Raw genomic sequence first — 21,287 nt, forward strand, 5'->3', positions numbered from 1 at the left:
GCTCCTCAACCGGCGGCTTCACCTGCCCAGCCCGTGGCACCAGCACCCTCCCAGCCACAAGCTACAAGCAACTCACCCCAAAGTCAGCGGCATTGGGACTAGGGCCGCAAAGCGGCCCTGCAAAAAGCAGTTGCCGGCCCGCGGGTCCCTGCTGCTAGCTTGCGGTCGGCCGTGCGACCGAGCGAGGAGGTGAGACCCATGAACGCTGTATCGACGTGGGTGCTCCCTCTTTCTCCACGGTCCGGCGACTGACGCGGGTGTCGCCGGGAGCGCCTCCACCACCAGGCACTCCCGAAAGGCCACACCTATGTCCTCTGTGCGCTTCACCACCGAGTCGTCCGCCAACGGCATGCGCGAACGCGACTTCACCCTGGGCGACATCCCCGGCGTCCTCTGGTCGCCGCTCTCCGGCGCCGACCGCGCACCCCTCGTCCTGATGGGCCACGGCGGCGGCACCCACAAGAAGTGGCCCGCGATGTCGGGCCGCGCACGGCTCCTCGTCGCCCGCGGCTTCCATGTCGCCGTCATCGACGCGCCCGGCCACGGCGAGAGGCCGCGCACGGCGTACGACGAGCAGGAGATCGCCGAGCTGTACCGGGCGAGGGAGGCGGGCGAGCCGGAAGGCCCGATCGTGGTCCGCTACAACGCCCACCTCGCCGAGCGCGCCGTCCCCGAGTGGCGGGCGACCCTGGGCGCCTTCCAGGAACTCCCGGAGATCGGCCCCTCGGCCAGTTCCCCGTACGTCAGGCTCCGCGTCGGCGTGACGACGGCGGTACGGCCGCCGTTGCCCTCGTCGACCTGCCGGTCGACCAGCCAGTCCGCCGCGTTGAACAGCTCGGGCATGGGGGCCGCCTCACACCAGTCGGACGTACTCGTAGTCGAACGGTTTGCCGTTGATCCCGTTGACCGGCGGCGCCACCCAGCTCGCGATCCGCCCGCGCTCGTACACCGGCCGCATCAGCGACCGTACGAACGCCAGGTCCTCGGCGGTGGGCAGCCAGTGGCACCGGTTCGCCTCCCAGGTCCGCTCGTCGACGATCGTGCCGTCGGGGGTGACGTGGTGGCCGGAGGCGAGGCCGACCTGGCGGTTGAAGCCCGGGTGGGGGAGGCGGAAGCGGACGTCGATGCCGTGGTCCTCCAGGATCCGGTTCCAGCGATTGACGCCGGTCCGGCAGTCGGCGATGTACTCGTCGCGCAGGTCGAGGTTGAGGGCGAGCAGCGCGGGGACCTCGTCGGCCCCCCAGGTGCCGTCCCCGGCGGGCTTGTCCAACCGCACACCGTCCTCGGTGAGCCGGTGGTCGTCGCCCCGGCGCTCCTCCTGCCAGCGGCCCTTGAGCCCCGCCGTGTAGTAGTTGGCCGCGTTGGTGGAGGTCTCGCTCCCGAACAGGTCGAGGGAGACGGTGTAGTGGAAGTTGATGTACTTCTGGATGATGTCGAGCGGTATCCCACCGCACGCGGCGATGTCCAACGTGTCGTTCTCCACGACGAGTTGGGCACTGCGGGCGACCACCCGGTCGACCCCGGTCGTCCCCACCATCATGTGGTGGGCCTCCTCCTTCAGCATGAAGGTGCAGGTCCGCGACAGTGGATCGAAGGCGCTCTCCTTCAACGAGCCCAACTGGTACTTGCCGTCCCGGTCGGTGAAGTACGTGAACATGTAGAAGGCCAGCCAGTCGGCGGTCTCCTCGTTGAACGCGCCCAGGATGCGCGGCGAGTCGGGGCTGCCGGAGTTGCGGTACAGCAGAGCCTCGGCCTCCTCCCGCCCCTCACGGCCGAAGTAGGCGTGCAGCAGGTACACCATCGCCCACAGGTGCCGTCCCTCCTCGACGTTGACCTGGAAGAGGTTGCGCAGGTCGTACAGGCTCGGCGCGCTCAGCCCCAGCAGCCGCTGCTGCTCGACCGACGCGGGCTCGGTGTCGCCCTGGACGACGATGAGCCGTTGCAGGTCGGCGCGGTACTCGCCGGGCACCTGCTGCCACACCGGCTCGCCCTTGTGCTCGCCGAAGGCGATACGGCGGTCCGGGGTGGGCTCGGCCAGGAAGATGCCCCAGCGGTAGTCGGGCACATGGACATGGTCGAAGTGCGCCCAGCCGTCCCGGCCCACCGACACGGCCGTGCGCAGGTAGACACCGTGGTTGTCCAGAGCGGGGCCCATCTCGCCCCACCAGCCGAGGAACCTGGGCTGCCAGCCCTCCAGGGCCCGCTGCAGCCGCCGGTCGTCGGCGAGGCCGACGTTGTTGGGGATCTTGGCGTCGTAGTCGACGGCCGTGGGCATCGGATCACACTCGCTTCCGGTCGTAGACGGCCCGCTGCCCGGTGCCGTAGCGGCGCAACGCGCCCTGCGGACCGGACGCGCCCGGCCGTACGAAGATCCAGTTCTGCCAGGCGCTGAGCCGGCCGAAGATCTTGGTCTCCATCGTCTCGGGGCCGACGAAGCGGTGGTTGGCCTCCATCCCGGTCAGCGCGTCGGGACTCAGCGCCGCCCGGTTCTCCAGTACCAGGCGGACCTCGTCCTCCCAGTCGATGTCGTCGGGCGCGTCGGTGACGAGCCCGAGCTCGCGGGCCTGGGCGGGGGTCAGGGGGTGCCCGGTCGCCTCACGGCGCAGCCAGTCGAGGTGGTCGTCGTCCCCGTAGAAGCGGGACGCGAGCCGGGACAGCCCGTTGCCCATCGGGAACGCCCCGAAGTTGACTGTGGACAGCCGCAGTTGCGCCCGTTCTTCACTGTCCGGGTCCTCGACGGGCGGCCCGTCCAGCATGTACTGCACATCGCAGGCGAGGGCCAACTCCAGCAGCAGTCCGGCGAAGCAGCTCCCGGGCTCGATCAGCGCGACGAGACTGCGGCTGGTGACGTCGAGACGCTTCAGGGTGCGCTTGTAGTAGTGCAGGATCTCGTCGGCGAGCCAGTCACCGTCCGCCCGGGCGCTCAACAGCCGCAGCTCCTGGGCCAGTACGAGGTCCGGGTCGCCCTCGGTGCGCAGCACCCAGGTGCCCAGCTCGGGCTCGTTGGCCCGCAGCCTCAGGATCAGGTCGTCGAGTTCACGGGTGAGGCCGAGCAGCCACCCGTCGGTGCCGTCCTCCGGCCCGCGGACGGTGATCCGGACGAGCCCGAGCGCCCGGTCGAACTCGGCGCGCACATGCCGGTAGAGAATCCCGGCGTCGCTGATCTCGCGTTCCAGCGGCGCGAGTCGGACACCCCGCACGTCCGCGGGCCGGGGATGGCGCGCCGCCGCCTCCCGGGCCCGCTGCTCGACGACCGCCCGGAAGTCCCGGCGCGGCACGATCTCGTCCACCAGCCGCCAGTCCACGGCGGTCTTGCCGCGCACCCCGTCGCTCCGGGTGGCGAAGACGTCGGCGAGGTCCTTGCGCACCCGCCGCTTGTCCGTGAGCCGGGTCAGGCCGCCGGTGCCGGGCAGCACGCCCAGGAGCGGCACCTCGGGCAGCGCGACGGCCGAGGAGTTGTCGTCGATCAGCAGAATCAGGTCGCAGGCCAGCGCCAGCTCGTAACCGCCGCCCGCGCAGGAGCCGTTGACGGCCGCGATGAAGGTGATCCCGGAGTGCTCGGAGGCGTCCTCCATGCCATTGCGGGTCTCGTTGGTGAACTTGCAGAAGTTCACCTTCCACTCGTGCGGGGAGGCGGCGAGCATACGGATGTTGGCGCCCGCGCAGAACACCTTCTCCTTGGCGCTGGTCAGCACCACGGCCCGGACTTCCGGGTGCTCGAAGCGCAGCCGCTGCACGGCGTCGTACAGCTCGATGTCCACACCGAGGTCGTAGGAGTTCAGCTTCAGTTCGTAACCCGGCACCAGCCCGCCGTCCTCGTCGACGTCCAGCTCCAGCCAGGCGACCGGCCCGTCCGTACGCAGCCTCCAGTGCCGGTACGTCTCCGGGCTCCGGTCGAAGGACACCTCCACCATGCCGAGCGCCTCCTCGCGCCGGTGCGGGTACCGATGTCCCGATGGTCTACAGAAGTGCTTTAGTGCGTCAAGGTTCTGTAGAACAAAAAGGAGGCGTCGTTCCGTGCGCGAGAAGGGGGCGGAAGCGGCAACGCACCGGTGGCGCGCCGCCCTCCGGGCAGCGCGCCACCAGTCAGTCAGCCGGGATCAGGCCGGCGTGCCGGGTCGGTCAGGCGCGGCGGTCGCCCCCGTGCCCGTTGCGCCCACCGTCGCGGTCGTGCCCACCGTCGCGGTCGTGGCGGCCGTCTCCGTCGTGCCGGCCGTCGCGGTCGTGGCGGCCGCCGTCGCGGTCATGGCGGCGGTCCCCGTCGCGCCAGCCGCCCCGGTCGTGACGGCGGTCCCCGTCGCGCCGGCCGTCGCGGTCGTGGCGGCCCCAGGAGGTCTCGTCGACCAGACGGCCGCGCTCGTCACGCAGGGTCGCGGTGTCGGAGTTCCGGTCCCACACGTACCCGCTACGGTCCTGGTAGACATCGCTCCCGGTGTCCCGGCCCAGACCGGTGTGGACGCGGACGGTCGCACGGCCCTGGAGCAGGACGTGATGGAAGGTGTAGGTGTGGCCCTGCCGGTCGGACAGCGTCCAGTGGTCCAGGTTCACCGCCCGGCGGGAGTCGTTGGTGATGTCCGCCCACTCCGCGTTCAGCGACCGGTTGCCCCGGCCGTCACGCCACGGGGAGGCGTGGTGCACGGCGCTGATGAACACCGAGCCGTGGTACGCGCGGCCGGGCTGGTGGTCGGCGGCCGCGGCGGGGAGCGCGGCGGCACCGACCACGGCGGCGGCGACCGCGGCGGCGGCTGTCAGACGACGGACGGAAGCAGTAACGGACACGAGTGTCCCCCTTCGCAAGGGTGGAACACCCCGGCCACGGCGATGAAACCGCAGGTCGGCGGGGTGTGTTGTGCGGGTGGCGACCGGTCGGCCGCACATCCACACCCTGCACGGAATCCCCACGTCCGGTGAGGGAAATGCGTGCGTCATTACAGATCCAACAGATATCTATGACTCTCGGCTGTATCGACCATTTATCGGCCGAATGCACCAGGTTGACGGGATATGGGATCGTTCACCCTTGAAAACACTGGAATGTGGCATCTGTCCGCCAGTCCCCGCCACCCCACCTGCGAGAACGCCGTCACCCGAAAGTGAGTAACGGCCCAACGCAAAAGGGCGCCCCCCCGGAGGGGGCGCCCCATCACCTGTCAGATGTCCCGGAAGATCTCGATCTGCGCCCCGATCGAGTTCAGGCGCTCGGCCAGGTCCTCGTAACCGCGGTTGATGACGTACACGTTGCGCAGGACGGACGTGCCCTCCGCGGCCATCATCGCCAGGAGGACGACGACGGCGGGGCGCAGGGCGGGCGGGCACATCATCTCGGCCGCCCGCCAGCGGGTCGGGCCCTCGACCAGGACGCGGTGCGGGTCGAGGAGTTGGAGACGGCCGCCGAGACGGTTGAGGTCGGTGAGATAGATCGCCCGGTTGTCGTAGACCCAGTCGTGGATGAGGGTCTTGCCCTGGGCCACGGCCGCGATGGCCGCGAAGAACGGGACGTTGTCGATGTTCAGGCCCGGGAAGGGCATGGGGTGGATCTTGTCGATCGGTGCCTCGAGCTTGGAGGGCCGGACGGTGAGGTCCACCAGCCGGGTGCGGCCGTTGTCCGCGACGTACTCCGGGGTGCGGTCGTTCTCCAGGCCCATCTCCTCCAGGACCGCGAGCTCGATCTCCAGGAACTCGATGGGCACTCGGCGGACCGTCAGCTCCGACTCGGTGACGACGGCCGCGGCCAGCAGGCTCATCGCCTCGACCGGGTCCTCGGAGGGGGAGTAGTCGACGTCGGTGTCGATGTCCGGCACGCCGTGCACGGTGAGCGTCGTGCTGCCGATGCCCTCGACCTTGACGCCGAGCGCCTCCAGGAAGAAGCACAGGTCCTGCACCATGTAGTTGGAGGAGGCGTTGCGGATGACGGTCACGCCGTCGTGCCGGGCGGCGGCCAGCAGCGCGTTCTCGGTGACGGTGTCCCCGCGCTCGGTCAGCACGATCGGACGGTCGGGCCGGACCGCCCGGTCCACCTGGGCGTGGTAGTGGCCCTCGGTGGCGGCGATGTCCAGCCCGAACCGCCTGAGCGCGATCATGTGCGGCTCGATGGTGCGGGTGCCCAGGTCGCAGCCGCCGGCGTAGGGCAGCTTGAAGCGGTCCATCCGGTGCAGCAGCGGGCCGAAGAACATGATGATGGACCGCGTGCGCACGGCCGCGTCGGCGTCGATCGCCGCCATGTCGAGCTCGGCCGGCGGCACGATCTCCAGGTCCACCCCGTCGTTGATCCAACGGGTGCGCACGCCGATGGAGTTGAGCACCTCCAGGAGGCGGTAGACCTCCTCGATCCGGGCGACCCGGCGCAGCACGGTGCGCCCCTTGTTGAGCAGGGACGCACACAGCAGCGCCACGCACGCGTTCTTGCTCGTCTTGACGTCGATGGCCCCCGAGAGCCGGCGGCCGCCGACCACCCGCAGATGCATCGGTCCCGCGTAGCCCAGCGAGACGATTTCGCTCTCGAGTGCTTCACCGATCCGGGCGATCATCTCAAGGCTGATGTTCTGATTGCCCCGCTCGATGCGGTTCACAGCACTCTGGCTGGTACCCAGCGCCTCCGCCAGTTGGGCCTGTGTCCAGCCTCGGTGCTGCCGGGCGTCACGGATGAGCTTGCCGATGCGTACGAGGTAGTCGTCTGCCATGGGGTTGAGGCTATCTCAGATATGAGATGGGGCATCTCGGGGGATCCGTTCGGGTGATGCCCCGTCAGTGGCGCTTGGCGGTGTGGGTCTTCCGCCACCCGAAAGGTCCGGGCAAATCCATCGATGTCGTACGACGTCCCGTGCTGCTGTGGGTGTGCCGCGGACCGTTCTTGCCGCCAGTGGTGATGGACCAGGAGTGCCGGTTGATGTTCAGGCGCACGCCGGGCAGTATCCGGAAACTCTTGCGGAACGTGAGGGGCATCGTGCCTCCTTCCGAGCGGGCTGTTTCCTGTCCGGTTACCCCGACTTGGCCTCCCGATGGCCGATCCCGTTGATCGTCCGGGAAGCGGTCAGGATTCGAGAAGCGCCGACCGGCGGCGCCCGCATAGCGTTGGATCGAGCCAGTCAGGCCGCCCGAGAAGCTGGAGACACGATGAGCCACGCCGCCGACAGCCATGACCTGATCCGCGTGCACGGCGCGCGTGAGAACAACCTCAAGGACGTCAGCATCGAGATCCCGAAGCGCCGGCTGACGGTCTTCACCGGTGTCTCCGGATCGGGCAAGAGCTCGCTCGTCTTCGACACCATCGCCGCCGAGTCGCAGCGGCTCATCAACGAGACCTACAGCGCCTTCGTGCAGGGCTTCATGCCGACGCTCGCCCGGCCCGAGGTGGACGTCCTGGACGGTCTGACCACCGCGATCATCGTCGACCAGCAGCGTCTGGGCGGCGACCCCCGCTCCACCGTCGGCACCGCCACCGACGCCAACGCGATGCTGCGGATCCTCTTCAGCCGGCTCGGCACACCGCACATCGGCCCGCCGAGCGCGTACGCCTTCAACGTCCCCTCGGTCCGCGCGGCCGGCGCCATCACCGTCCAGAAGGGCGCCAGGAAAGCGGTGAAGGCGACCTTCGAGCGGACCGGCGGCATGTGCCCCCGCTGCGAGGGCCGCGGCAACGTCACCGACCTCGACCTCGCCCAGCTCTACGACGACTCCCTGTCGCTGAACGAGGGCGCCATCACCGTCCCCGGCTACAAGGGCGGCGGCTGGAACTCGCGTCTCTACATCGAGTCCGGCTTCTTCGACCCGGACAAGCCGATCAGCAAGTACACCAAGCGCGAACTCCACGACTTCCTGCACCGCGAGCCGACCCGTATGAAGATCGCGGGCATCAACATGACGTACGAGGGTCTGATCCCGCGGATCCAGAAGTCGATGCTCTCCAAGGACAAGGAGGCGATGCAGCCGCACATCCGGGAGTTCGTGGAGCGGGCCGTCACCTTCACCACCTGCCCCGAGTGCGACGGCACCCGGCTCGCCGAGGGGGCCCGCGCCTCGAAGATCAAGGGGATCAGCATCGCCGACGCCTGCGCGATGCAGATCACGGACCTCGCCGAGTGGGTCCGCGGGCTGGAGGAGCCGTCGGTCGCCCCGCTGCTGACCGCGTTGCAGCAGTCCCTCGACTCCTTCTCCGAGATCGGCCTCGGCTATCTCGCGCTGGACCGGCCCTCGGGCACGCTGTCGGGCGGTGAGGCGCAGCGCGTCAAGATGATCCGCCATCTCGGCTCCTCGCTCACGGACGTGACGTACGTCTTCGACGAGCCGACCACCGGCCTGCACCCGCACGACATCCAGCGGATGAACGAACTGCTGCTGCGCCTGCGGGACAAGGGCAACACGGTGCTCGTCGTCGAGCACAAGCCGCAGACCATCGCCATCGCCGACCACGTCGTCGACCTCGGCCCCGGCGCCGGTACGGCGGGCGGCACCGTCTGCTTCGAGGGCACTGTCGAGGGCCTGCGCTCCGGCGACACCGTCACCGGCCGTCATCTCGCCGACCGGGCGGGCCTGAAGGAGAGTGTGCGCAAGCCGACCGGACAGCTGGAGATCCGGGGTGCGAGCGCCCACAACCTGCAAAGCGTCGACGTCGACGTCCCGCTCGGGGTGCTCTGCGTGGTCACCGGTGTGGCGGGCTCCGGCAAGAGCTCCCTCGTCCACGGCTCGATCCCGCCCGGCGCGAACGTCGTCTCGGTCGACCAGGGTGCCATCAAGGGCTCCAGGCGCAGCAACCCGGCGACGTACACCGGACTGCTCGACCCGATCCGCAAGGCGTTCGCCTCGGCCAACGGGGTGAAGCCGGCCCTGTTCAGCGCCAACTCCGAGGGAGCCTGCCCGACCTGCAACGGCGCCGGTGTCGTCTACACCGACCTCGCGATGATGGCGGGCGTCGCCAGCACCTGTGAGGACTGCGAGGGCAAGCGGTACCAGGCCTCGGTGCTGGAGTACCGGCTCGGCGGGCGGGACATCAGCGAGGTGCTGGCGATGCCGGTCACCGAGGCGGTGGAGTTCTTCGGCGGCGGGGAGGCGGCGACCCCGGCCGCGCACCGCGTGCTCACCCGCCTCGCCGACGTCGGGCTCGGCTACCTCACCCTCGGCCAGCCGCTCACCACCCTCTCCGGCGGTGAGCGCCAGCGCCTGAAGCTGGCCACGCACATGGCCGAGAAGGGCGGGATCTACGTCCTCGACGAGCCGACCGCGGGCCTCCACCTCGCGGACGTCGAGCAACTCCTCGGCCTCCTCGACCGCCTGGTCGACTCCGGCAAGTCCGTCATCGTGGTCGAGCACCACCTGGCGGTCATGGCGCACGCCGACTGGATCATCGACCTGGGCCCCGGCGCGGGCCACGACGGCGGCCGCATCGTCTTCGAGGGCACCCCGTCCGCCCTGGCCGCGTCCCGTCCCACCCTCACCGGCGAACACCTGGCGAAGTACGTGGCCGGCTAGGGGCATGCGCCCGGGAAAGTACGCGCGCGTCGAGCGGGAGAGACGTTTCCTCCTGGAAGCGCCTCCCGCTCCCGCGTCGGTCACCGCCACCCGCTTGATCACCGACCGCTATCTGCCGGGGACCCGGCTGCGGCTACGGCGGTCCGAGCGCCGGGACGGCGGGGGACCGGAGCTCAAACTCACCCAGAAGATCCCCGCCGAGCGGCCCGGTGCCGTGCAGGGGTGCATCACCAACACGTACCTGTCCCCGGCCGAGTACGACCTGCTCGCCTCGCTGCCGGCCGCGGTACTCACCAAGACGCGGCTGAGCGTGCCCCCGTTGGGAGTCGACGTCTTCGACGGGCCGCTCGCGGGCCTGGTTCTGGCGGAGGCCGAGTTCGACAGCGACGAGGCGGCCCTGGCTTTCGTGCCGCCGGTCGGGTGTGCGGCGGAGGTCACCGAGGACGTCCGGTTCACCGGCGGGAGTCTGGTCACGACCTCCCGCCAGACACTGGCGGGATGGCTCGGCGAGTACGGGTTGCGGCTCGGGTGAGACGGCGGCCGTCACTTCTCCCCGGGGTCCTCCAGCTCGAAGTGCCACACGACCACCAGTGGGGAGTCGCCCAGTGCCATGGCGGAGGCCTCCGGGATCCAGTGGAGGAGGTCCCAGGACATGTCGGTGGGGAGGGGGTCGGGCGGTGGGGGGAGAGGAGCGCACGGACGGTGGGGTTCCTCGCAGTGGCGGACCCGGAAGCCGAGGGGGAGGGCCGCCGCCAGGTAGGCGCTGAGCGGGCGATGGTGTTCCGCCAGCAATGAGGGGCGGCCGTCGGGGCCGGGGCGGCGGGGAAGCGTGGGCCGGAGGTAGGACCCCGTCAGATGCGCGTCCGAGATCACCAGGTGTCCGCCGGGACGCAGTACCCGGGCGAACTCGGCCAGCACGGGCGCCAGTTCGGGGACGTGGGTGAGCGCGAGCGTGCAGACGACCGTGTCGACCGCGTCGTCGGGCAGCGGAAGCCGGTGCAGATCGGCCTGGAGGAACCCGACGTCCGGCAGTCGCTCGCGGGCCCGCGTTAGCATCTCCGGTGAGGCGTCCACGCCGATCACCCGGTGGCCGAGCCCGTGCAGGTGAGCGGTGTGCCGACCGGTCCCGCAGGCGGCGTCGAGCGCCGTAACGACGGGCAGGCCGTCCAGCAGGCGCCGTACGACCGGCTGCTCGACGTCGATCATCTGGTTGCCGGGCGCGTCGTAGTGCGGTGCCCAGGACCGGTACACCTCGGCCGTGCCGATCGTGCCGAGAGCCGCCGTGACGGCTTCGGCCTGCACGAGCGAGGCGGTTTCCAGCAGCCGTCGTATCTCGGTGAGCCGGGCCTCGACGAAGGCGCGGTCGGCGCTTCCCTCCCGGAAACCGCGCAGCAACGCGACACCCTCCACCCCCAGGAGATAGCCGAGCGGACTGAGACAGGTCACCCGGCGACGCCACCGGCGCGAGGCCGGGCATGACCATCCAGCGCCCATGTACTAGAGTTATCTCGACATCGAGATATCTGCCGAGGCGCACCGTGGCCGCCGCTCCAGTAAGGCAAACCTAACTTAGCCTGACCTGACCGGACCGGCCGAGTCGGCGTGGCGGCACGATGGACGGTGGTACGCGCACATCAATGAAGGAGACTGTCGTGTCGGCGAACAGCTTCGACGCCCGCAGCACGCTGCAGGTGGGCGACGAGTCGTACGAGATCTTCCGGCTGGACAAGGTGGAGGGCTCGGCCCGACTGCCGTACAGCCTCAAGGTCCTGCTGGAGAACCTGCTCCGCACCGAGGACGGCGCGAACATCACCGCCGACCACATCCGCGCCCTGGGCGGCTGGGACTCCCAGGCCCAGCCCAGCCAGGAGATCCAGTTCACGCCCGCCCGCGTGATCATGCAGGACTTCACCGGCGTTCCCTGTGTCGTGGACCTCGCCACCATGCGTGAGGCCGTCAAGGAGCTGGGCGGCGACCCGGCGAAGATCAACCCGCTTGCGCCCGCCGAGCTGGTCATCGACCACTCCGTCATCGCGGACAAGTTCGGCACGAACGACGCCTTCAAGCAGAACGTCGAGCTGGAGTACGGCCGCAACAAGGAGCGCTACCAGTTCCTGCGCTGGGGCCAGACCGCCTTCGACGAGTTCAAGGTCGTCCCGCCCGGCACCGGCATCGTCCACCAGGTGAACATCGAGCACCTGGCCCGCACGGTCATGGTCCGGGGTGGCCAGGCGTACCCCGACACCCTCGTCGGCACCGACTCGCACACCACCATGGTCAACGGCCTCGGCGTCCTCGGCTGGGGCGTCGGCGGCATCGAGGCCGAGGCCGCGATGCTCGGCCAGCCGGTCTCCATGCTCATCCCGCGCGTCGTCGGCTTCAAGCTCACCGGTGAGCTGCAGCCCGGCACCACCGCCACCGACCTGGTGCTCACCATCACCGAGATGCTGCGCAAGCACGGTGTGGTCGGCAAGTTCGTCGAGTTCTACGGCGAGGGCGTGGCGGCGACGAGCCTCGCCAACCGCGCCACCATCGGCAACATGTCCCCGGAGTTCGGCTCCACCGCCGCGATCTTCCCGATCGACGACGAGACCCTGAACTACCTGCGTCTGACCGGCCGCTCCGACCAGCAGGTCGCGCTCGTCGAGGCGTACGCCAAGGAGCAGGGCCTCTGGCTGGACCCGAAGGCCGAGCCGGACTTCTCCGAGAAGCTGGAACTCGACCTCTCCACGGTCGTGCCCTCCATCGCCGGCCCGAAGCGCCCGCAGGACCGTATCGTCCTCGCCAACGCGGCCCAGCAGTTCAAGTCCGACGTCCTCAACTACGTCGACTCCGTGGACGAGTCCGGCAAGGAGTCCTTCCCGGCCTCCGACGCCCCGGCCGTCGCGCCGAACGGCGTGCCGTCCAACCCGGTCACCGTCACCGCCCCCGACGGCTCGACGTACGAGATCGACCACGGCGCCGTCACGGTCGCCGCGATCACCTCCTGCACCAACACCTCCAACCCGTACGTCATGGTCGCCGCCGCGCTCGTCGCGAAGAAGGCCGTGGAGAAGGGCCTGACCCGCAAGCCGTGGGTCAAGACCACCCTCGCCCCGGGTTCCAAGGTCGTCACCGACTACTTCGACAAGGCGGGCCTGACCCCGTACCTCGACAAGGTCGGCTTCAACCTGGTCGGTTACGGCTGCACCACCTGCATCGGCAACTCCGGCCCGCTGCCGGAGGAGGTCTCCAAGGCCGTCAACGACCACGACCTCGCGGTCACCTCGGTCCTCTCCGGCAACCGCAACTTCGAGGGCCGGATCAACCCCGACGTCAAGATGAACTACCTGGCCTCCCCGCCGCTGGTCGTCGCGTACGCCCTCGCGGGCTCCATGAAGGTGGACATCACCAAGGACGCCCTGGGCATCGACCAGGACGGCAACCCGGTCTTCCTCAAGGACATCTGGCCCTCCGAGGCCGAGGTCAACGACGTCGTGGCGAACGCCATCGGCGAGGACATGTTCAACAAGTCCTACCAGGACGTCTTCGCGGGCGACGCCCAGTGGCAGGCGCTGCCCATCCCGACCGGCAACACCTTCGAGTGGGACCCGGAGTCGACCTACGTCCGCAAGCCCCCCTACTTCGAGGGCATGCAGCACGAGCCGGCCCCGGTCTCCGACATCTCCGGCGCCCGCGTCCTGGCCAAGCTGGGCGACTCGGTGACGACGGACCACATCTCGCCCGCCGGTGCCATCAAGGCCGACACCCCGGCCGGCAAGTACCTCACGGAGCACGGCGTCGAGCGCCGCGACTTCAACAGCTACGGCTCCCGCCGCGGCAACCACGAGGTCATGATCCGCGGTACGTTCGCCAACATCCGCCTGCGCAACCAGATCGCGCCGGGCACCGAGGGCGGCTACACCCGCGACTTCACGCAGGACGGCGGTCCGGTCTCCTTCATCTACGACGCCTCCCGCAACTACATCGAGCAGGGCATCCCGCTCGTCGTCCTCGCGGGCAAGGAGTACGGCTCCGGTTCCTCCCGCGACTGGGCCGCGAAGGGCACCGCGTTGCTCGGCGTCAAGGCCGTCATCGCCGAGTCGTACGAGCGCATCCACCGCTCGAACCTCATCGGCATGGGCGTCCTGCCGCTGCAGTTCCCGGAGGGCGGCTCGGCCCAGGCCCTCGGTCTGACCGGCGAGGAGACCTTCTCCTTCACCGGCGTCGAGGAGCTCAACAACGGCACCACCCCGCGCACGGTGAAGGTCACCACCGACACCGGCGTCGAGTTCGACGCGGTCGTCCGCATCGACACCCCCGGTGAGGCCGACTACTACCGCAACGGCGGCATCATGCAGTACGTGCTGCGCAGCCTGATCCGCAAGTAAGCGGTACGGCAGGGCAGTCGGGCATCGGATGGGCCGTATCCCCGTATGTCGGGGGTGCGGCCCTTCCGCCGTTTCCAGCCGATGTCATCACCGACCCTCAGGCTGAACACAGGGTTCCGACAGCGGACCGGGACAGTATCGAGACATGTCAGGCACCCTGGGGTCCCCCTCCGTCCACGTCCGTGCGATCGCCGTCGGCCACGAGTTCTTCCCCCGACACCCGGTCGACGGGCCCCGGACACTGACGGTCCGCGCCGCGTACGGCAGGGGCCACACGAACGGGCCCACGGAGGACGGCAGATGACCCGCCGCCCGCGCACCCGCTCCCTGCGCGCGCGCCTGCTGCTGTTCGTCACCGCCACGCTCGTCGTGGTGTGCGCCGCGATGGCGCTCACCACCGCCCTGGTCCAGCGCGGCTATCTGATGGGCAACCTGGACGACCGCGTCACCGACGCCGTCGAACGCAACCTGGGCGGCGCCCGGTCCCGCCCCGACGACCCGACGAGCCTGTCGTTCCTCACCGGGAACGGACCCCCCGCCGGGATGCTCGCCGCCCGGCTCGACGCCGACGGCACCGTCCTCGCGGCGGCGCGCGTCACCCAGGGCGCCCCGCCGCACGACCTCACCGCCGCCCAGCGCGCCGCCCTGCGGGGCATCGCCCCCGACGGCTCCGAGCACACCCGCACCCTCCCCGGCCTCGGCACCTACCGTGTCGCCGCCGCCCAGAGCGGGGGCGTACGCGTCCTGACCGGGCTGCCCATGGACGACGTACGGCACACGCTCGCCGCGCTGGTGCTCGCCGAGGCCGGGGTCGCCGCGCTCGGGCTGACCGCGGCCGGCGTCGTCTGCGCGGCGGTCATCCGACGCCAGCTGCGCCCCCTCGGCCGGGTCGCCGCCACCGCGGTCGAGGTCTCCCGGGCCCGGCTCGACCGCGGCGAGGTCATCGGCCTCACCCGGGTCCCGGCCCGGGACACCGACCCCGGCAGCGAGGCCGGGCAGGTCGGCGCCGCGCTCAACCGGATGATCGACCACATCGAGTCCTCCCTCGCCGAACGCCGGCGCGGCGAGGAACGCATGCGGCACAGCGAGGAACGCATGCGGCGCTTCCTGGCCGACGCCGGCCATGAGCTGCGCACTCCGCTGGCCGCCATCGCCGGGTACGCGGAACTGATGAACCGCGGCGCGGGCCGTGTCGAACCGGTCCTGGCCTGGCGCCGGGTCTCGGCCGAGTCGGCCCGGATGACCGGCCTGGTGGAGGACCTGCTGCTGCTTGCACGGCTGGACGAGGGCCGGCCCCTGGAGTCGGGCGAGGTCGACCTCGCGGCCGTCGTCGCCGAGGCGCTGTGGGACGCGCGGGCGGCGGGCGACGGTCACGACTGGCGGCTCGCGCTGCGCCTGGACGAGGCCCCGGCCGTGGTCACCGGCGACATGAGGCGTCTGCACCAGGTGGTGGCGGCCCTGCTGGCCAACGCCCGGACGCACACACCGGGCGGCACGAGCGTGACGGCGGAGGTGGAGACGGCGGGGGAGCGCTGTGTGATCCGGGTACGCGACGACGGGCCGGGGATCCCGGCCGAGCTGCTGCCGACGGTCTTCGAACGCTTCACCCGGGCCGACACCTCCAGGGCCCGCGCGCCGGGTTCGGCGGGCGGCTCCGGGCTGGGACTGGCCGTCGCGGCGGCGATCGTGGGCGCCCACGGAGGCCGGATCGGCGTGGAGAGCCGCCCGGGCCACACGGAGTTCACGGTGGAGCTGCCGACCGCGAGCGCCGACGGTGTCCCTGAGCACCGCGAGACCGATCGCCCCGACAGCGCGGTACGACAGGAAAGCGCCCCTACCCTGACCCCGTGACGACAACCGACCCCCTCCAGCGCGCCCTCGACGACCCAGGTGATCCGCCCCTGCGGCCCCTGCCGCCCCAAGTGGCCGAACTGCTCCGGGACTTGGCGGCCCCACCCCGCCTCGCGGCCCACCTCCGAGCCGTGCACGACGTGGCGCACCAGCTCGTGACCTGGGTGGAACGTGCGTACCCGGCCCTGCAACTGGACGCCGAAGCCGTGCTGTTCGGGGCGGCCACGCACGACATCGGCAAGGCGGTGCACCTCGCCGAGCTGTCCGGCCCGGGCTCCGCCCACGAGAGCGCGGGGCGCGAGCTGCTGCTGGCGCGCGGGGTCGAACCGCGGCTGGCCCGCTTCGCCGCGACGCACGCCGACTGGAACGGGCCGGAGGTCCGGCTGGAGGACCTGCTGGTGAGCGTCGCCGACAAGGTCTGGAAGGGCAAGCGGGCGCAGGAACCGGAGGACCTGGTGGTCGCGCGGCTCGCGGCGCACAGTGGCCGTACAGCCTGGGAGGAGTTCCTGTCCTTCGACGACCTGCTCATGTCCATCGCCTCCCGGGCCGACGGACGACTGGCCTTCCAGGCCGCCCATCCCGTGCACCGGACGACCTGAGCCGCCCATCCCGTGCACCGGACGACCTGAGCCGCGCTCCCGGTTTACAGTCGCGCCCATTCGCGCTAACTTCCGCAACAGGTGGGGTGGGAGCGCTCCCATGTGGGTGGCGGACCGGAACCCGCCGCCTCCGGCGCGCCCACCCCGCTCATGTCCGCACACCACCGGCACCCGCGTCCGTACGGCCGTATCGAAGGAATCCGACTGTCATGATCCTGACAAAACGCTCCCGATCGGCACCCGGCTCCCCGCGCCGATTAACGACCCCCACCCGAGCCCTCTTCCTCATCCTCGTCTCGCTCCTCGCCACCGTCCCCGCCTTCGCCCTCGTCGTCACCGCGGGCGGCACGGCGCAGGCCCACGGCACCCCCATGAAACCCGGCAGCCGTACCTTCCTGTGCTGGCAGGACGGGCTGACCGACACCGGCGAGATCAAACCCGTGAACCCCGCCTGCAAGGCGGCCCAACAGGTCAGCGGCACCACCCCGTTCTACAACTGGTTCTCCGTCCTGCGCTCCGACGGCGCCGGCCGCACCCGCGGCTTCGTCCCGGACGGGGAGCTGTGCAGCGGCGGCAACCCCAACTTCACGGGCTTCAACCTCCCGCGTAACGACTGGCCGCTCACCCACCTCACCTCGGGTGCGACCGTCGACTTCTCCTACAACGCCTGGGCCGCGCACCCGGGTTGGTTCCACGTCTACGTCACCAAGGACGGCTACGACCCGACCAAGCCCCTCACCTGGGACGACATCGAGGACAAGCCCTTCCTCACGGTCGACCACCCACCGCTCAACGGCACCCCGGGCACGGTCGAGGCCCACTACTCCTGGACCGGCAAGCTCCCGGCGAACAAGTCGGGGCGGCACATCATCTACATGGTGTGGCAGCGCTCGGACAGCGCGGAGACCTTCTACTCCTGCTCCGACGTCGTCTTCGACGGCGGCAACGGCGAGGTGACGGGCGTTCACGACCCGGGCAACCCGACCGACCCCGTCCCGGGCACCTGCTCGGCCACCCGCAGGACGACCAACAGCTGGAACGGCGGCTACCAGTCCGAGGTGACCGTCACCAACACCGGCGACGTCCCGATGCTCGGCTGGATGGTCGACTGGACGCTGCCGGGCGGCCAGCGGGTCGCGAGCCTGTGGAACGGCAACGCGACCTACACCGGCCAGGACGTGATGGTCCACAACGCCGACTGGAACGGCTCGCTCAGTCCGGCACAGAGCGCCACCTTCGGGTACGTGGTCCAGGGTGACGGCGGGGACAGCGCGACGACCCTGCCCTGTCGCGTCGGTTGAGGAACCGCTCAGGGCGGACCCGGTGGCGGTGTGTCGCCCCACCGGGTCCGCGAGCCGGTCCAGGCCGGGGGAGTACCTGTCCGGGTGTGGCTGGCTTGTGCGGTGTGCTGGCTGGTGCGGTGGTGCCGGCTTGTGCGACGACGCTGTGATGCGACAACGTTGTCGATTGGTCTGCATGTGACTCTACCGCGCCAACGGACAACGATGTCAACCAACTTGGCCTGCTACTACCCGATCGAGTGGCGCGTTCCGTGCGCCGACCCGAGGGCACGCGGTCTTCCGTGGTACCCGTGGCGCACGCTACGGTCACTGCGGCTTGTGCGACCTGTGGTGCGCGACCCGTCCGAAGGAGGAGGGGCCGCGTCATGCGCTTCCGTCCGACGTCCCTGCTGCTGGCCGCCGTTCTCGCGGTCACCGGCGCCACACCCGCCCTGGCGGCCACGTCAGCACCCCCTGACCTGGTCAAGGACCCGACCTCGTACGTCGATCCGCTGATCGGCACCAAGAACGGCGGCGATGTCTTCCCGGGTGCCGTCACCCCGTTCGGCATGCTCTCCTGGAGCCCGGAGAACACCAGGGGCGACGCGACCAGAACGGCCGCGCCCGGCGGCTACCGGTACGACGCCACCCGCATCCGGGGCTTCAGCCTGACCCATATGTCCGGCACCGGCTGCGCGGGCGGCAGTGGCGACATCCCGTTCTTCCCGTACGCCGGCGAGGTCACCTCGTCGCCCGCGAGCGACACCGAGGACGCCGTCTACGCCTCGGACTTCAGCCATGCCGACGAGACCGCCGAGCCCGGGCACTACAAGGTGGGCCTGGCGTCCGGTGTGACCGCCGACCTCACGGCGACGGCGCGCACCGGCTCGGCGCGGTTCACCTACCCGGCCGACAAGCCCGCCTCGCTCCTGATCCGCACGGCCAACTCCGAGGTGGGCTCGACCGATTCGTCGGTGACCATCGACCCGGCGACGCGGACCGTCTCCGGCTCGGTGACCTCCGGCGACTTCTGCGGCTACCTCGATCCGGAGGGCCAACGGGCCTACTACACCCTGTACTTCACCGCCCGCTTCGACCGTGACTTCAAGGCGGCCGGAACCTGGCAGGACGACGGGCTGAGCCCGGGTTCCACCTCGGCCTCCGGCGGCACCGGCGGCTTCGCCAAGGGTGGACGGCCCGTCGCCGGCAAGGGCGCGGGCGGTTATGTGGAGTTCGCGCCGGGCGGGGGACCCGTGAACGTCAAGGTCGGCATCTCCTATGTGAGCCAGGCCGGGGCCGCAGCCAACCTGGCCGCGGAGAACCCGCCGAAGCGCTCCTTCGACGCCGTCCGGGCCGCCGCCCATGACGCCTGGCGGGACCGTCTCGGCGCCGTCCGGGTCGGCGGCGGCACCGACGACGAACGCACCACCTTCTACACCGCGCTCTACCACGCCCTGCTGCACCCGAACGTCATCAGTGACGTCGACCGCCGATACCGGGGCGGCGACGGCAAGGCGCACACCGTCGGCAAGGGCCACCGGGCGCAGTACGGCACCTTCTCCGGCTGGGACGTCTACCGCGACCAGGTGCAGCTGCTGACCCTGCTCGATCCGCGCACCGGCTCGGACATCGCGCAGTCCCTGTACGAACTCGCCCGGCAGAACGGCGGTGTCTGGGACCGCTGGCTGCACGGCGCGAGCGGCACGCACGTCATGAACGGCGACCCCGCACCGACCGCCCTCGCCGGGATCCGCGCCTTCGGCGGCACGGACTTCGATCTGCGCGGGGCGCTGTCGTCGCTGGTCCGGGCGGCGACCGTGCCCACCGAGCAGGACCTGTCGGCGGCCGGCAAGCCCGTCCTGTCCGTGGGCCAGCGCCCCTCCCTGGACAAGTACCTGAAGCTGCACTACATGCCGTCCGTCTCCAACGCCTGGGGCGGGGCGGCGGAGACCCTGGAGATGTCGACCGCCGACTTCTCCCTCTCCCAACTCGCCACGGCGGCCGGGGAGAAGGACACGGCGGCCGCCTTCGCCGGGCGCGCCCAGTGGTGGCAGAACAACTTCAACATCGCCGCCGATCCGACGGGCGGTTACATCGCCAACCGCAAGGCCGACGGCAGTTGGGTCACCGGCTTCACCCCGGCCACCGGCAACGGCTTCGTCGAGGGTACGGCCGCGCAGTACACATGGATGGTCCAGCACAACCCGGCCGGCCTGTTCGCGGCGATGGGCGGCAGGGACAAGGCGCTGACCCGCCTCGACGCCTTCTTCCACGACAGCGACGGGAGCTGGGCGTTCACCGGCAGCGGCGGCGACAAGTCCGAACTGGACAACGAGCCGTCGATCAACGTGCCCTACCTGTACGACTACGTGGGTGCTCCCTACAGGACGCAGGAGACCGTGCGGGCCGCGATGCGGCAGCTCTGGTCGACGCAGCCCGGCGGCATTCCCGGCAACGACGACCTCGGCGCGATGTCCTCCTGGTACGTCTTCTCCGCGCTCGGGATGTACCCCCAGGTGCCCTCCCGAGCCGAACTCACCCTGGCGTCACCGCTGTTCCCGCGGATCGAGATCGACCGTCCCCGGGGCAACGACATCTCCATCCGCGCGAACGGCGCCGCCGCCGACGCCCCGTACATCACCTCGCTGAAGGTCAACGGCCGTACCAGCCAGCGGCCTTGGCTGCCCGCCTCCCTCGTGCGGGACGGCGGCCGGCTCGACTACACGCTCTCCGGTACGCCCGACAAGGCCTGGGGCAGCGATCCCGCCGACGCTCCGCCGTCCTTCCGGCAGGGCGAGCAGCCGTACCAGATCGGCGTCGGACCGACGACGGCGACCCTCGCACCCGGCGAGAGCACCGAGGTCGGCATCCGTGCCCTGTCGATGAGCGGGGGCGCGGGGCCCGAGGTGCGGTTCCGGGTCGAGACACCCGAGGGGGTCACCGCGACTCCCGCTTCCGGCACGGTCGTCGACGGCTCGCAGAAGATCAGGCTCAGCTCGGCCAGGGACATGAAGCAGGGCTACTACGACGTCAAGGTCACCGTGACCTCCGACGGCACCTCCTACGAGCAGCCGGTCGCCCTCACCGTGGCCGCCCCCGGCACCCTGCTCGCCGCCTACGACAACACCGGTGTCTCGGACGACGCCGGCGAGCACGACGAGGCCGACTACGACGGCGGCGGCTGGAGCTACTCCCGCCAGGCCCTCGCCGCGGCCGGTCTGACACCGGGCGCGCGGGGGACGGTCGACGGGCTCACCTTCACCTGGCCCGACTCGCCCGCAGGCCGCCCGGACAACGTCTCGTCCGACGGGCAGACCGTCCGCCTCGACAGCCCGGCAGCCGCGTTGTCCTTCGTCGGCAGCGCGGTCAACGGCAACCAGCAGACCAAGGCCACCGTCACCTACACCGACGGAGGCACCGAGGCGATCGACCTCTCCTTCACCGACTGGACCGTCGGCGGGGGCGGCGGCACCGTCCAGTACGGCAACGAGGTCCTCGCCAGGACCGCGTACCGGAACGTCGCCGGCGCGGACAAGGACCCGGTCGCGACCTACGTTTTCGCCACGAAGCCGTTCGCGGCACCGCAGGGAAGGACCATCGCGAGCGTGACACTGCCGCGGAACGCGGATCTGCACGTGTTCACGCTGGCGACGGCCTGACCGGCAACGCCGTTGTGCGGAGCGGCGCGGATCTCCTTGCGGAGGTCCGCGCCGCTCGGGCGA

Annotated in this window: 15 protein-coding genes and 1 pseudogene; 9 read left to right on the forward strand and 7 right to left on the reverse strand. The window is 70.5% G+C overall.

What is annotated here, in order from left to right:
• Positions 1–307: 307 nt before the first annotated feature.
• A pseudogene (locus ABZ453_RS19065) lies at positions 308–721 on the forward strand (alpha/beta hydrolase); the annotation flags it as partial.
• Here ABZ453_RS19065 and ABZ453_RS19070 read toward each other — a convergent pair.
• The 6 genes from ABZ453_RS19070 to ABZ453_RS19095 form a co-directional block, all read right to left on the reverse strand.
• Entirely contained in the window at positions 640–843 is a 204-nt protein-coding gene (locus ABZ453_RS19070; protein WP_359016110.1) for a hypothetical protein, read from the reverse strand. The pseudogene ABZ453_RS19065 and the gene ABZ453_RS19070 overlap by 82 nt on opposite strands.
• Before the next feature lie 10 nt (positions 844–853).
• Entirely contained in the window at positions 854–2,275 is a 1,422-nt protein-coding gene (gene boxB / locus ABZ453_RS19075) for a benzoyl-CoA 2,3-epoxidase subunit BoxB (RefSeq protein WP_359016111.1), read from the reverse strand.
• Positions 2,276–2,279: 4 nt separating this feature from the next.
• Positions 2,280–3,914, reverse strand: coding sequence for a 2,3-epoxybenzoyl-CoA dihydrolase (gene boxC, locus ABZ453_RS19080; protein ID WP_359016112.1), 1,635 nt, complete (start codon positions 3,912–3,914; stop codon positions 2,280–2,282).
• A 208-nt stretch (positions 3,915–4,122) separates the two neighbouring features.
• Entirely contained in the window at positions 4,123–4,779 is a 657-nt protein-coding gene (locus tag ABZ453_RS19085; RefSeq protein ID WP_359016113.1) for a lamin tail domain-containing protein, read from the reverse strand.
• Positions 4,780–5,150: 371 nt separating this feature from the next.
• Positions 5,151–6,680, reverse strand: coding sequence for a UDP-N-acetylglucosamine 1-carboxyvinyltransferase (locus ABZ453_RS19090; RefSeq protein WP_359016114.1), 1,530 nt, complete (start codon positions 6,678–6,680; stop codon positions 5,151–5,153).
• 64 nt (positions 6,681–6,744) lie between these two features.
• Entirely contained in the window at positions 6,745–6,942 is a 198-nt protein-coding gene (locus ABZ453_RS19095; RefSeq protein WP_133046062.1) for a DUF4236 domain-containing protein, read from the reverse strand.
• Between the two features lie 171 nt (positions 6,943–7,113).
• Between ABZ453_RS19095 and ABZ453_RS19100 the strand changes: the two genes are divergently transcribed.
• Both ABZ453_RS19100 and ABZ453_RS19105 read left to right on the forward strand, forming a co-directional pair.
• Positions 7,114–9,465, forward strand: a complete 2,352-nt coding sequence (locus ABZ453_RS19100) for an excinuclease ABC subunit UvrA (RefSeq protein ID WP_359016115.1) — start codon at positions 7,114–7,116, stop codon at positions 9,463–9,465.
• A 4-nt stretch (positions 9,466–9,469) separates the two neighbouring features.
• On the forward strand, positions 9,470–9,997 hold the full coding sequence (locus ABZ453_RS19105) for a hypothetical protein (RefSeq protein ID WP_359016116.1): 528 nt from the start codon (positions 9,470–9,472) through the stop codon (positions 9,995–9,997).
• Positions 9,998–10,008: 11 nt separating this feature from the next.
• Here ABZ453_RS19105 and ABZ453_RS19110 read toward each other — a convergent pair whose 3' ends face one another.
• On the reverse strand, positions 10,009–10,911 hold the full coding sequence (locus ABZ453_RS19110) for a class I SAM-dependent methyltransferase (RefSeq protein WP_359016117.1): 903 nt from the start codon (positions 10,909–10,911) through the stop codon (positions 10,009–10,011).
• Positions 10,912–11,117: 206 nt separating this feature from the next.
• Here ABZ453_RS19110 and acnA point away from each other — a divergent pair, with 206 nt between their 5' ends.
• From acnA to ABZ453_RS19140, 6 genes are all read left to right on the forward strand, one after another.
• Complete coding sequence (gene acnA, locus ABZ453_RS19115; RefSeq protein ID WP_359016118.1) at positions 11,118–13,835, forward strand: aconitate hydratase AcnA; 2,718 nt, start codon at positions 11,118–11,120, stop codon at positions 13,833–13,835.
• Positions 13,836–13,980: 145 nt separating this feature from the next.
• Complete coding sequence (locus tag ABZ453_RS19120) at positions 13,981–14,139, forward strand: hypothetical protein (RefSeq protein WP_359016119.1); 159 nt, start codon at positions 13,981–13,983, stop codon at positions 14,137–14,139.
• Positions 14,136–15,686, forward strand: a complete 1,551-nt coding sequence (locus ABZ453_RS19125; protein ID WP_359016120.1) for a HAMP domain-containing sensor histidine kinase — start codon at positions 14,136–14,138, stop codon at positions 15,684–15,686. The genes ABZ453_RS19120 and ABZ453_RS19125 overlap by 4 nt, the downstream gene beginning before the upstream one ends.
• Positions 15,683–16,285 (forward strand): HD domain-containing protein, encoded by a 603-nt coding sequence (locus ABZ453_RS19130; protein WP_359016121.1) that lies wholly within the window; start codon positions 15,683–15,685, stop codon positions 16,283–16,285. Before ABZ453_RS19125 ends, ABZ453_RS19130 begins: the two co-directional genes overlap by 4 nt.
• A gap of 209 nt (positions 16,286–16,494) precedes the next feature.
• Complete coding sequence (locus ABZ453_RS19135) at positions 16,495–17,586, forward strand: lytic polysaccharide monooxygenase (RefSeq protein ID WP_359016122.1); 1,092 nt, start codon at positions 16,495–16,497, stop codon at positions 17,584–17,586.
• 365 nt (positions 17,587–17,951) lie between these two features.
• Complete coding sequence (locus ABZ453_RS19140; RefSeq protein ID WP_359016123.1) at positions 17,952–21,224, forward strand: GH92 family glycosyl hydrolase; 3,273 nt, start codon at positions 17,952–17,954, stop codon at positions 21,222–21,224.
• Positions 21,225–21,287: the final 63 nt, after the last annotated feature.

It is taken from the genome of Streptomyces sp. NPDC005799 (assembly GCF_040630525.1).
Lineage (GTDB): Bacteria > Actinomycetota > Actinomycetes > Streptomycetales > Streptomycetaceae > Streptomyces > Streptomyces griseorubiginosus_B.